This is a genomic window from Streptomyces sp. NPDC057474 (genome assembly GCF_042802555.1).
GTDB lineage: Bacteria > Actinomycetota > Actinomycetes > Streptomycetales > Streptomycetaceae > Streptomyces.
This window is the reverse complement of record NZ_JBHVDX010000047.1, coordinates 13918-26637: the sequence shown is the minus strand read 5'-3', so window position 1 is coordinate 26637 and position 12720 is coordinate 13918. Positions and strand designations below refer to the sequence as shown.

At 71.7% G+C, this 12720-nt stretch carries 9 protein-coding genes; 3 read left to right on the top strand and 6 right to left on the bottom strand.

The annotated features are described in order from the left end of the window. The first annotated feature begins 52 nt into the window (after positions 1-52). The 3 genes from ACFU53_RS16390 (at position 53) to ACFU53_RS16380 (ending at position 6853) form a co-directional block, all read left to right on the top strand. Positions 53-5047, top strand: coding sequence for an ATP-dependent helicase (locus ACFU53_RS16390; protein ID WP_383991868.1), 4995 nt, complete (start codon positions 53-55; stop codon positions 5045-5047). A gap of 154 nt (positions 5048-5201) precedes the next feature. Beyond that, positions 5202-6056: an Fpg/Nei family DNA glycosylase gene (locus tag ACFU53_RS16385; RefSeq protein WP_383991865.1), complete on the top strand. Its 855-nt coding sequence runs from the start codon at positions 5202-5204 to the stop codon at positions 6054-6056. Positions 6057-6088: 32 nt separating this feature from the next. Beyond that, a complete protein-coding gene (locus ACFU53_RS16380; RefSeq protein ID WP_383991862.1) occupies positions 6089-6853 on the top strand; it encodes an SDR family NAD(P)-dependent oxidoreductase in 765 nt (254 codons plus the stop codon). A gap of 572 nt (positions 6854-7425) precedes the next feature. On the opposite strand, the gene ACFU53_RS16375 is transcribed toward ACFU53_RS16380, so the two are convergent. The 6 genes from ACFU53_RS16375 to ACFU53_RS16350 form a co-directional block, all read right to left on the bottom strand. Further along, positions 7426-7896 carry a Dps family protein gene (locus ACFU53_RS16375; RefSeq protein ID WP_383991921.1) on the bottom strand — a complete coding sequence of 157 codons (471 nt, stop codon included), beginning with the start codon at positions 7894-7896 and terminating at the stop codon, positions 7426-7428. Positions 7897-8227: 331 nt separating this feature from the next. Beyond that, complete coding sequence (locus tag ACFU53_RS16370; RefSeq protein ID WP_383991859.1) at positions 8228-8605, bottom strand: helix-turn-helix domain-containing protein; 378 nt, start codon at positions 8603-8605, stop codon at positions 8228-8230. Positions 8606-8714: 109 nt separating this feature from the next. Beyond that, positions 8715-9260, bottom strand: a complete 546-nt coding sequence (locus ACFU53_RS16365; RefSeq protein ID WP_383991857.1) for a CinA family protein — start codon at positions 9258-9260, stop codon at positions 8715-8717. Continuing rightward, a complete protein-coding gene (gene pgsA, locus ACFU53_RS16360) occupies positions 9257-9988 on the bottom strand; it encodes a CDP-diacylglycerol--glycerol-3-phosphate 3-phosphatidyltransferase (protein ID WP_383991854.1) in 732 nt (243 codons plus the stop codon). The genes ACFU53_RS16365 and pgsA overlap by 4 nt, the downstream gene beginning before the upstream one ends. Next, a complete protein-coding gene (gene rimO, locus ACFU53_RS16355; RefSeq protein ID WP_383991852.1) occupies positions 9985-11466 on the bottom strand; it encodes a 30S ribosomal protein S12 methylthiotransferase RimO in 1482 nt (493 codons plus the stop codon). The genes pgsA and rimO overlap by 4 nt, the downstream gene beginning before the upstream one ends. Before the next feature lie 122 nt (positions 11467-11588). Next, a complete protein-coding gene (locus ACFU53_RS16350) occupies positions 11589-12452 on the bottom strand; it encodes a helix-turn-helix domain-containing protein (RefSeq protein WP_383991849.1) in 864 nt (287 codons plus the stop codon). Between the last annotated feature and the right edge of the window lie 268 nt (positions 12453-12720).

Here is a 12720-nt window from a genome sequence, read left to right as displayed (position 1 = left end):
GCCGTTTCCGCAGGTCCGGGCCATTGTCAGTGGTCGGGTGCAGGATGGGGGCATGGTCAGCTCCGCAGATCGAGCCCTCGACGGCTTCTCCCCCGCGACCCGCGGCTGGTTCGCGGGGGCCTTCTCCGCGCCCACCGCGGCCCAGGCCGGGGCGTGGCGGGCGATCGGCGAGGGCTCGGACGTGCTGGTGGTCGCCCCGACCGGCTCCGGCAAGACACTGGCCGCGTTCCTCGCCGCGCTGGACCAACTGACGTCGAGCCCGCCCCCGGCCGACCCGAGGAAGCGTTGCCGGGTGCTGTACGTGTCACCGCTGAAGGCACTCGCGGTGGACGTGGAGCGGAACCTGCGCAGTCCGCTGACCGGTATCCGGCAGGAATCGGTGCGCCTGGGGTTGCCCGAGCCCGAGCTGAAGGTGGGCATCCGCTCCGGGGACACCCCGGCCGCCGAGCGCCGGGCCCTGTCCACGCGTCCGCCGGACATCCTGATCACCACCCCCGAGTCGCTGTTCCTGATGCTGACGTCGGCGACGCGCGACGCGCTGACGGGCGTGGAGACGGTGATCCTGGACGAGGTGCACGCCGTCGCGGGCACCAAACGCGGCGCCCATCTGGCGCTCTCCCTGGAGCGGCTCGACGAGCTGCTGCCCAGGCCGGCGCGCCGGATCGGCCTGTCCGCCACCGTGCGCCCCGTCGACGAGGTCGCGCGCTATCTCTCCCCGCGCCGCCGGGTGGAGATCGTCCAGCCTCCGTCCGGCAAGGAGTTCGACCTCTCGGTGGTCGTCCCGGTCGAGGATCTGGGCGAGCTGGGCGGCTCCCCGGTCGCCGACGGCAACGAGGGCGCGGAACGGCCGTCGATCTGGCCGCACGTCGAGGAGCGGATCGCCGACCTCGTCCAGGCCCACCGCTCCACGATCGTGTTCGCCAACTCCCGCCGCCTCGCCGAGCGACTGTGCAACCGGCTCAACGAGATCGCGTACGAGCGGGCCACCGGTGAGCCCCTGGACGAGCACCACGGCCCGGCGGAGCTGATGGGCGGCTCGGGCGCGGCCCAGGGAGCGCCCCCGGTCCTCGCCCGGGCCCACCACGGCTCGGTCTCCAAGGAGCAGCGCGCTTTGGTCGAGGAGGATCTGAAGGCGGGCCGGCTGCCCGCCGTGGTCGCCACCTCCAGCCTCGAACTGGGCATCGACATGGGCGCGGTGGATCTCGTCATCCAGGTGGAGTCACCGCCCTCGGTCGCCTCCGGCCTGCAGCGCGTGGGCCGCGCGGGACACCAGGTGGGCGCGGTCTCCACAGGCGTGGTCTTCCCCAAGTACCGCGGCGACCTGGTCCAGTCGGCCGTGGTCACCGAGCGGATGCGCAGCGGCTCCATCGAGTCCCTGAGGATCCCCGGCAACCCCCTGGACGTCCTGGCGCAGCAGGTCGTCGCCATGACCTCGATGGACACCTGGCAGTTCGACGACCTCCTCGCCACCGTCCGCCGCGCCGCGCCCTTCGCCGCGCTCCCCGAGTCCGCGTTCACGGCCGTCCTCGACATGCTCGCGGGCCGCTATCCGTCCGACGCCTTCGCGGAGCTGCGCCCGCGCGTGGTGTGGGATCGGATCGCGGGCACGATCACAGGGCGACCGGGCGCCCAGCGCCTGGCGGTCACCTCCGGAGGCACGATCCCGGACCGCGGCCTCTTCGGGGTCTTCCTCGTGGGCTCCGACCCCAGGAAGGGCGGCGGCCGGGTCGGCGAGCTCGACGAGGAGATGGTGTACGAGTCCCGTGTCGGGGACGTCTTCACCCTTGGCACCAGCTCCTGGCGCATCGAGGACATCACGCGCGACCGGGTGCTGGTCTCCCCCGCGCCGGGAGTCCCGGGCCGCCTGCCCTTCTGGAAGGGCGACCAGCTCGGTCGCCCGCTCGAACTGGGCCGCGCGGTCGGCGCGTTCCTGCGCGAAGTGGGCTCCCTGTCCCAGGCGGACGCCCGGCTGCGCCTGCTGACCGCCGGACTCGACGCCTGGGCCGCGGACAATGTGCTCTCCTACCTGGCCGAACAGCGCGAGGCCTGCGGCCACGTCCCCGACGACCGCACCATCGTCGTCGAACGCTTCCGCGACGAGCTGGGCGACTGGCGAGTCGTCGTCCACTCCCCCTTCGGAGCCCAGGTCCACGCTCCCTGGGCCCTCGCCCTCGGCGCGAAGCTCTCCGAGCGGTACGGCATGGACGCCCAGGTCATGCACGCCGACGACGGCATCGTGCTGCGCCTGCCCGACGCCGACCTGATGGGCCTGGACCTGCTCGACCAGGAGCCCATGAAGGCGGGCGCACCCTTGAACACGGCGGTCGACGCCGAGCAGGCCCCGGTCGGCGCGGCGGACGTCGCCTTCGACAAGGGGGAGGTCGACCAGATCGTCACCGACCAGGTGGGCGGCTCGGCGTTGTTCGCGTCCCGCTTCCGCGAATGCGCCGCCCGGGCGCTCCTGCTGCCCCGCCGCAGCCCGGGCAAGCGCACGCCCTTGTGGCAGCAGCGCCAGCGCGCGGCCCAACTGCTGCAGGTCGCCAGCGAGTTCGGCTCGTTCCCGATCGTCCTGGAGGCGGTCCGTGAATGCCTCCAGGACGTCTTCGACGTCCCGGGTCTCGCCGAGCTGATGGGCGACATCGAGTCCCGCAAGGTCCGCCTCGTCGAGGTCACCACCCCGGAACCCTCCCCGTTCGCCCGCTCCCTCCTCTTCGGCTACGTCGCCCAGTTCCTGTACGAGGGCGACTCCCCGCTCGCCGAGCGCCGCGCCGCCGCCCTGTCGCTGGACTCCCGGCTGCTGGCCGAGCTGCTGGGCCAGGCGGAGCTGCGGGAACTGCTCGACGCCGAGGTGCTGACCGAGTTGGAGCGGGAGCTCCAGTGGCTCACCGAGGACCGCCGCGTCAAGGACGCCGAAGGCATCGCGGACCTGCTCCGGCTCCTCGGCCCCCTCACGGACGCCGAGTTGACGAAGCGCGGCGCCGAGCCGCAGTGGGCGCTAGAGCTGGCCGGGACCCGCCGCGCCATCCGCGTCCGGATCGCCGGCACCGACCACTGGGCGGCGATCGAGGACGCGGGCCGACTGCGTGACGCACTGGGCACGGCCCTGCCGGTCGGTGTCCCGGAGGCTTTCACCGAGCCGGTCAAGGACCCCCTCGGCGACCTCCTGGCCCGGTACGCGCGCACGCACGGCCCGTTCACCTCGGCCACGGCCGCCGCCCGCTTCGGCCTGGGTGTGGCCGTCACGGACGGGGCGCTCCATCGACTGGCGGCGAACGGTCGTGTCGTGCAGGGCGAGTTCCACCCGGCGGGCATCGGCCAGGAGTGGTGCGACTCGGCCGTGCTGCGCCGCCTGCGCCGCCGCTCGCTGGCAGCTCTGCGGCACGAGCTGGAGCCGGTGCCGCCCGCCGCGCTCGCCCAGTTCCTGCCGCAATGGCAGCATGTGGGCGGCGGCCACGGACTGCGCGGCATCGACGGCCTGGTGCGCGCGATCGAGCAGGTGCAGGGCGCCTCCGTCCCCGCCTCCGCCCTGGAGAAGCTGGTCCTGCCCTCCCGGGTCGCCAACTACACCCCCGCGATGCTCGACGAACTCACCGCGGCCGGCGAGGCCGTCTGGGCGGGCGCCGGAGCCCTCCCGGGCAAGGACGGCTGGGTCTCGCTGTATCTGGCGGACACGGCCCCGCTCCTCCTCCCGCCCCCGCACCCCCTGGAGCTGACCGCGCTCCACCAGTCGATCCTGGACGCCCTCTACGGCGGCTACGGCCTCTTTTTCCGCCAGATCACCGACCAGGTCCGCGCGACCACCCACCCCGACGTCACCGATCCTCAACTGGCCGACGCCGTCTGGGATCTGGTGTGGTCCGGCAGGCTCACCAACGACACTCTCACCCCCATGCGCTCCCTCCTGGGATCGGGCCGCACCGCGGGCTCCACCGCCCACCGTGCCAAGCGCACGGTCCCGCGCGGCCGGTACGGCTCCCTGACCGCCGCCGCACGCCCCCAGTCCCGTACGGGCCCACCCACGGTCGCCGGCCGCTGGTCCCTCCTCCCCGTCCACGAGCCCGACCCCACCGTCCGCGCCCACGCTCTGGCCCGCACCCTTCTCGACCGCCACGGCGTCGTGACCCGCGGCGCCGTGGCCGCCGAAGGCGTCGAAGGCGGGTTCTCCGCCGTCTACCGCGTCCTGTCCGTCTTCGAGGAAAGCGGCCAGGCCCGCCGCGGCTACGTCGTCGAGGGCCTGGGAGCCGCGCAGTTCGCGATGGACGGCGCCGTCGACCGCCTACGCGCGGTGGCCAACGCCCGTGAACGAAACGAGCCCCTGCCCAGCCCCGTCCCGAACGGCTTCGCCGAAGGCCACGCCGCAACCCAGGCCCCGACCTCAAGCCCGACCCCCTGGGTCGATTTCCCCGACGGACACGCCCTCCACAGCCCAGACTCCGAACGTGCCCCCATGCCCGGCGCCCCCTTCACCCCCGTCGACTTCGCCGCTCCGGCCGACTTCGGCTCCGCCCCGGACGGCAGCCCCGGCGAGCACAGCGCGTACGACCAAGACGGTTCCTACAGCCAAAGCGGCCCCTACGGCGAAGGCGGGCCGTACAGCCGAACCGGGCCCTACGGCCGAACAGGCCGCGACCCGCACCGCACCCGCCCCGCCCCCTCCCCCCGAGCCGTCGTCCTGGCTGCGGCCGACCCCGCCAACGCCTACGGCGCCGCCCTCCCCTGGCCCGAACCACCCACCGAAGCCGGACACAAACCGGGCCGCAAGGCGGGCTCCCTGGTCGTCCTGGTCGACGGTGAACTGACCCTCTACATGGAGCGCGGCGGCAAGACCCTGCTGGCCTGGCCCGCCGACCCGGACGCCAGACCCATGGACGACCCCCGCCTCCTCCCGGCCGCCGAAGCCCTGTCCGCAGCAGCACGCGCAGGCTCCCTCGGCACGGTCACAGTGGAACGCGTGAACGGCACCTCCGCCCTCACGTCCCCCCACGGCCCCCTCCTGGAAGCAGCGGGCTTCATCGCAACCCCGCGCGGCCTACGCATCCGAGCGTGACCACTCGTGATCACTGAGCAAAGAGCCACGAAGGCCCCGGCCCCGTAAGTCGCGCGGGGAACCGCGCGACCAGCCACCACAACCCGCACCGGCCAACCGGCCGAGCCCCCGAGCCATAAGGCGTCCGGCCCCTCACCCGTGCCACCCTTGACCCATGCCCGAAGGTGACACCGTCTGGCAAACGGCGAGACGACTCCACACCGCCCTCGCCGGCAAGGTTCTGACCCGTTCCGACCTACGCGTACCGAGATACGCCACGGCCGACCTCACGGGCCGTACCGTCCTGGACGTGACCCCCCGCGGCAAACACCTCCTCACCCGCATCGAAGGCGGCCTGACCCTGCACTCCCATCTGCGGATGGACGGCTCCTGGAAGGTGTACGCCAACAGCGAGCGCTGGCGAGGCGGCCCGGCGCACCAGATCCGCGCGATCCTGGGCAACATCGACCGCACGGCCGTCGGCTACCGCCTCCCCGTACTGGAGTTGATCCGCACGACCGACGAACACCGCGCCGTGGGCCACCTCGGCCCCGACCTGCTCGGCCCGGACTGGGACCCCGACCGCGCCCTCACCAACCTCCTGAGCGACCCCGCCCGCCCCCTCGGCGAGGCGCTCCTGGACCAGCGCAACCTCGCCGGTATCGGCAATGTCTACAAGAGCGAGCTCTGCTTCCTGCTCCGGGTCACCCCGTGGCTCCCCGTCGGCGCCCTCCCGGAGGATCTCGCCGCCCGGCTGCCCGCCCTCGCCAAGAAGCTCCTCGAAGCCAACCGCGACCGCCCGATCCGCAGCACGACAGGCCACCGCCACCACGACCTCTTCGTGTACGGCCGAGCCCCCCGCCCCTGCCTGCACTGCCACACCCCCGTCCGCGCGGCCGACCAGGGCGATGGCTCCCGCGAACGTCCCACCTACTGGTGCCCCACCTGCCAGCCGGGCCCGGCACCGGCTCCGGGCACCGCCAGAACACCCCGCCCGAACCCCCGCGTCCAACGCCGCACACCCAATTGACGGACCGTCAGAAACACTCGTACCGTCGCCTCATGCCCATCCCGGCGTACGACCTCACCGGCCGCACCGCGTTCGTCACCGGCGCCGGCAGCGGTATCGGCCGCGCGTCGGCCGTACTGCTCGCCGAGGCGGGCGCCACCGTGCACTGCGCGGACCGCGACGCGCAGGGCCTGCACGAGACGGCGACCCTGATCAAGGCCGGGAACGGCACCGCCCACACCCACCACCTCGACGTCACCGACCGTGCCCAGCTCGCGCGAGCGGTGGCCTGCTGCGAGCGGCTCCATGTGATGGCGGCGATCGCCGGGATCATGCACAGCAGCCCGGTGCTGGAGACCCGGGACGAGGATCTCGAGCGGGTGTGGAACGTCAACTTCAAGGGCGTGCTCCACGCCTGCCAGGAAGCGGCCCGCCGGATGATCGCCGACGAGACACGGGGCAGCATCGTCACCATGGCCTCCGGCGCCGTCGACACCGGCGGCCCGGGGCTGCTCTGCTACGGCGTGACCAAGGCGGCGGTGGTCCAGCTGACGAAGACCCTGGCGACCGAAGTCGGCCCGCACGGCATCCGCGTCAACGCGGTGGCGCCGGGCTGGATCCGTACGCCCATGACCGACCGCCACGACGGCGAGGCACAGGCACGGACAGAGTCCTTCATGGCCCGGCTGTCACCGCTGAGCCGGGTCGGCGAGCCCGACGACATCGCGCACGCCGTGCTGCACCTCGCCTCCGACGCCTCGGCGTTCACGACGGGTCAGATCCTCCGCCCGAACGGCGGGGTGGCCATGCCCTGGTGACCACGGCCCCCACCGCGCACCCCTGGACCGCCCCGACCGCCCGCCCCAGCCCGGTCAACCACACTCCCCCCGGTCGACCGCGCTTCCCCCGTCGATCGCACTCCCCCACTCGCCCCCATGCCCCCGCCGTCCCCCACGCCCCCCGACGCGCCCCCAAAAGCGCCCCCCGACCTCCCCAAGCACCCGCCCCTTCGGCACGCAGTGCACAGGCAGGAGACTCAGCCCCCACCCGCCGGCCGCGACCGCCCCCTCCACCGCGCCGGCATCCGGCACCAACGCGAGTCGCAGCACACCCCACCACCACAGCGCGCCGAGCCCCAGAGCCGCCCCCCAGCGAACTATTCGCATGGCCGCCACCTCCAAGGCCTCCGGGCCCCCAGAACGACGCTAGACGGCCCTCGTCACGGCCGGAGAGGGCGCACCACCGGCACAGGGACGCACGGCCCCCTCACGAGGACCGCATCCACAGGGCACCCGATGCGCCCCGCAGCCGCTCACCGCCCTCCTCACGCCCCCGCCGCACCCACCGGTCGCGGGAAGGAAGCCGACACCCGCACGCATCCGCCGCCGCGCTACCCGTTCTCCGCCTGGAACATCCAGTGGTGCTTCTCGAGATCCGCCGTGATCCCGATGAAGATGTCCTGGCTCACCGGGTCCGCCTCCGCGGTGCTCTCCACCCGCGTCCGCATCCGGGTGATCACCGCGCCGAGGGCGTCCACCAGGGTCCCCACCGCGTCCGTGTCCTTGACCCAGCCGTCCGGGACGCTGCCGATACCGCTGCTCCCGGCCACCGTCCCGGCCCGCCCGTCCGGCGGGACACCGAGGGTGGAGGCACGTTCGGCGACCGTGTCGGAGTGCAGCCGGGCGGTGTCCACGACCTCGTCGAGCTGGAGATGGACCGAGCGGAAGCGTGGCCCGACCACGTTCCAGTGGATCTGCTTGGCCACGAGGGAGAGGTCGACGAGATCGACCAGGGCGCCCTGCAGCGCCTCGGAGACGGTCTTGAGATCGGCCTCGGACAGCGGGCTCTTCACCACGTACATCAGCACGCTCCGGTTTCTCGAGACGACCGTGCGAGCCTGTGCGCTCGTACGACCCAGTGCGCTGTACGACGCCGCTGTGCGCTCGTACAACCCTGCGCGGCCGTACGAACGAGTCGCGCGCACGCCCCCGATACCGCCCCTCCACCATGACCGCACACCACCCCCCCGGCAAACGGGAGCCTCAGCACCACCGGGCCGCCCCACGACCGGGCGCGACACAAAAAGCCCCGGCCGGCACCCCCAGGTCTCCCTGGAGGCCCGCCCGGGGCTCCCGCTTCGCTTCTACTTCTTCACCGGCGCGCGCCGACCTCACGCACACACTCGCGGTCGATCACGCCGCGACGACGTCCACCGCTTCGGCTGGCGCCTTGATCGTGACCCGCTCCGGTGGCACACCGGCCACTGAGACGGAGTTGAGCATCGGTCGACGCACTGGTGCTGGCACCGGCTCGGTGGCCGCTGCGGACTGGGCCAGCTCGGCAAGGGCGAGGTCGTCGCTCACTTCCCGCATGAGCTCGGACATCCGTACGTCCAGCGCGTCGCAAATGGCGGAGAGCAACTCGGAGGAAGCCTCCTTCTGCCCCCGCTCCACCTCGGAGAGATAGCCGAGTGAGACTCGGGCGGACGAGGAGACTTCGCGCAGAGTACGGCCCTGGCGCTGGCGCTGCCGACGCAACACGTCACCAAGCAGGCGACGGAGCAGAATCATCGGTGGCTCCCTCCTCGGACCGTGTAGCCGCATCCTTCACGCCCCACCGTACCGCCTTGCGCTGCGGCCGTGCGGGGAGCGCTGTTGTGTTCACTCAGGGCTGCAAACATCAAGTCCCCCCGTTCTGTTCCGTATCCTGTGCCCGCTCGTTCCCGGTCTGTTCGCCCGCAAGCTCCTCAAGAAGCAGTGCGAGTACGCTCCGTACACTCTCCATACGGATGTCCGTCCGGCCGCCGTTCAACCGCAACGACGACACTTTCCCGCCACCTGATACGCCGGATTCCGCCGTCGACGGCCCGGCGACGGCGACATAGACCGTGCCGACGGGCCGGCCGTCCTGTGGTTCGGGACCTGCTACGCCGGTGGTCGAAATTCCCCAGTCGGCGCCGAGCGCCTTGCGGATGCCGTCCGCCATCTGGGCCGCGACCTGCGGATCCACCGCTCCGCGCCGATCCAGGAGGGTGTCGTCGACACCGAGCAACTGGTGCTTCAACTCGGTGGCGTACGCGGTGACCGAGCCGCGGAAGGCCTTGGAGGACCCCGGGGCCGCGGTGATCGCGGCCGCGACCAGACCGCCGGTCAGCGACTCGGCGACGGCGAGCGTCTCTCCCCTCACTGTCAGTAGTCGCAGCACTTCGGCGGCCGTGGAAGTCAACGCTCCGCTCCCTCCGCCGCGGCTTCGCGCTCGGAGGTTCCGCGACGCCGCAGCACAATGGCCTGTCTCACATAGTCGAGTCCGGTGACGACGGTCAAGATGACCGCCGCGGCCATCACCCACCACCTCAGGGTGGCCAGGGGCCCCTCCAGCGCCAGGACGTACATCCCGACGGCGATGCCCTGGGTCAGGGTCTTCAGCTTGCCGCCGCGGCTCGCCGGGATGACTCCGTACCGGATGACGATGAAACGCAGGACCGTGATCCCGAGTTCCCGGCCGAGGATGACTCCCGTCACCCACCACGGCAGATCATCGAGGGACGACAGACAGATCAGCGCGGCACCCATGATCGCCTTGTCGGCGATGGGGTCGGCGATCTTCCCGAAGTCGGTGACGAGGTCGTACGTCCGGGCCAGGTGGCCGTCGAAGACGTCGGTGATCATGGCGACGGCGAAGGCGGCCCACGCCCAGGCCCGCCAGACCGGGTCGTACCCGCCGTCCATGAGCATCAGCACGACGAAGCCCGGCACGAGGACCAGGCGGACCATGGTCAGGATGTTCGCGATGTTCCAGAGGCTGGCCTGGTTGACGGCGGCAGCTCCCAGCTTCCCGCCACGCACGGGCCGCGTTTCTCCGGCAGCGCTCGGGGCGCCGGTGACGCCGGAGGCGCTCGTCGCGCCCTTGGCGCCGGAGGTGCCGCCCGCCGCGGATGCCGGGACTCCCGTCATCTGGCCGCCTCCTCAGTACACGCGAGGGAGCCGAGTGAACCCGGAAGCACCTCGGCCACCAGGTCGACGCCTTCCGTGCCGACCACCTTCGCCTCGACCATAAGGCCGACGCTCAGCTCCTCGCCGCTCGTGAACAGCACCTGGCCGTCCGTCTCGGGCGCCTGGTGAGCACCGCGGCCGTACGCGCCCTCGTCGCCGCCGACCGACTCCACCAGCACGCGCACGGTCTGCCCGACGCGCTCCTCGGCACGCTGCGAGACCAGTTCCTCGGCCAGCCGCGAAACCCGGGCGAGCCGCTCGGCGACGACGTCCTCGGCCAGCTTGTTCTCGTACGTCGCCGCTTCGGTGCCCTCCTCGTCGGAGTACCCGAAGACACCGATCGCGTCCAGTCTCGCGCCGTTCAGGAACCGCTCCAGCTCCGCGAGGTCGTCCTCGGTCTCGCCGGGGAAGCCCACGATGAAGTTGGACCGCACGCCGGCCTCGGGGGCCTTGGCGCGAATGGTGTCGAGCAGTTCCAGGAAGCGGTCGGTGTCGCCGAAGCGGCGCATCGAGCGCAGCACGGCGGGGGCGGAGTGCTGGAAGGACAGGTCGAAATAGGGCACGACCTTGGGTGTGGAAGTGAGCACGTCGATGAGGCCGGGCCTCATCTCGGCGGGCTGGAGATAGCTCACGCGCACCCGCTCGATGCCGTCGACCGCGGCGAGCTCGGGCAGCAGGGACTCCAGCAGCCGGATGTCGCCCAGGTCCTTGCCGTACGAGGTGTTGTTCTCGGAGACCAGCATGACCTCCTTGACGCCCTGCTCGGCCAGCCACCGTGTCTCGTTCAGCACATCCGAGGGCCGGCGCGAGATGAAGGAGCCGCGGAAGGACGGGATGGCGCAGAAGGAGCAACGGCGGTCGCAGCCGGAGGCGAGCTTCACAGAGGCGACGGGCGAGCCGTCCAGACGGCGGCGCAGCGGTGAGCGCGGCCCGGAAGCCGGAGCGAGGCCTTCCGGAAGATCGGCGGGGGCGTGCCCCGGAAGCGCGACCTCGGCCGCGGAGTCCTGGCGCTCGGCCGGGCTGATCGGCAGCAGCTTGCGCCGGTCGCGGGGGGTGTGCGAGGCGTGGATGCCGCCGTTCAGGATGGTCTGGAGGCGGTCGGAGATGTTCGCGTAGTCGTCGAAGCCGAGCACGCCGTCGGCCTCGGGCAGCGCCTCGGCGAGCTCCTTGCCGTACCGCTCGGCCATACAACCGACCGCCACGACGGCCTGGGTCCTGCCGTGCCCCTTGAGGTCGTTGGCCTCCAGGAGCGCGTCGACGGAGTCCTTCTTGGCGGCCTCGACGAAGCCACAGGTGTTGACGACCGCGACGTCCGCTTCCTCGGCGTCCTCGACGAGCTCCCAGCCGTCCGCCTCCAAGCGGCCTGCGAGCTCCTCCGAGTCCACCTCGTTACGGGCGCAGCCAAGAGTGACGAGTGCGACGGTACGGCGTTCAGGCATGGGCTCAAGACTACTTCGTCCCACTGACAGCCCACGTCGACGGGGTTGGCCGATCTTGGCCAACCCCGTACCCGCGTTTCCCTCTGTGGTGTCTGTGCCTGCCCCCGGCGCGATCCGAAGGGTCAGCCGACCTCGGGGTCGCCCTTCGTATAGGTCAGGCGTTCGACCTGGCCGGGCTGGAAGTCGTCCTCGATCTTCTTGCCGTTGACGTAGAGCTGGATGGCCCCGGCGTCACCGAGGACGAGGTCGATCTTGGAGCTGTCCTGGAAGGTCTTGGACTGGCCCTGCTTGAGCAGGCCGTCCCACAGAAGCCGGCCGTTGTGGTCCTTGGCGGAGATCCAGCTGCGGCCGTCGGCGGCACTGACCTGGACGGTCACCTTGCCACGAGGCGCGGCCGCGATGGCGCTGTCGGTCGGGTCGGGCTTCGGGTCGGCGTCGGGCTTGTCGGCCTTGGGCGTGGGCGAGGCGGGCTTGCTGGTGGTCGGCGTGGAGCCCTCGGCGACCTGCGTGGTGTCGCCGTCGTCGTTGCCGTTGAACGCGGTGAACCCGACGAAGCCGATCACCGCGACGATCGCGGCGACCATGGCGGCGGTCCAGTTGGGGCCACGCCGCTCGGGACGGATCCGCTCCGCCTCGAACAGCGGGGCCGCCGGGGTCGGCGCAGGCCGCCCGCCGTGGGCCTCGTCGAACTGCGCGAGCAGCGGGACGGGGTCGATGCCCACAGCGCGTGCGAGGGTGCGGAGGTGACCGCGCGCGTAGACGTCGCCACCGCAGGAGGCGAAGTCGTCCTGCTCGATCGCGTGCACGATGGCCATGCGGACCCGGGTGGCGTTGCTGACGTCGTCGACGGTCAGCCCGGCCGCGATGCGTGCCTGTTGGAGGGCACGGCCGATCGAGGGGCGTTCCGCCGAGCGTTCGTCACGGTCGTCTTCGAACGGACGCTCGTCTTCGGGGAAGTTGCCGTCAGGGGAGTTGCCGATGGACACGGGGGCGCCTTTCGAGCGTGTAGCCACCTGTGCTGGAGGTTCAGTCTAGGGGGGGTACGAAAGGGTGGGGCAACCGGGCGGTGGACTTTGTACGCCATCAGAATGGCCGGACATCCTGCTGGTGGTGAGGGTGGGGCACGAGGCTGTCCCCTCGTCCAACTTGACGTACGCCGAGGGGAAACGGTTGCTCACTATTTCCTTACGGGTGAGTCACGTTCGAATACCTGGATGCCGTAATTGCATCCGCGTTCCGCCCGTCGGACAACCG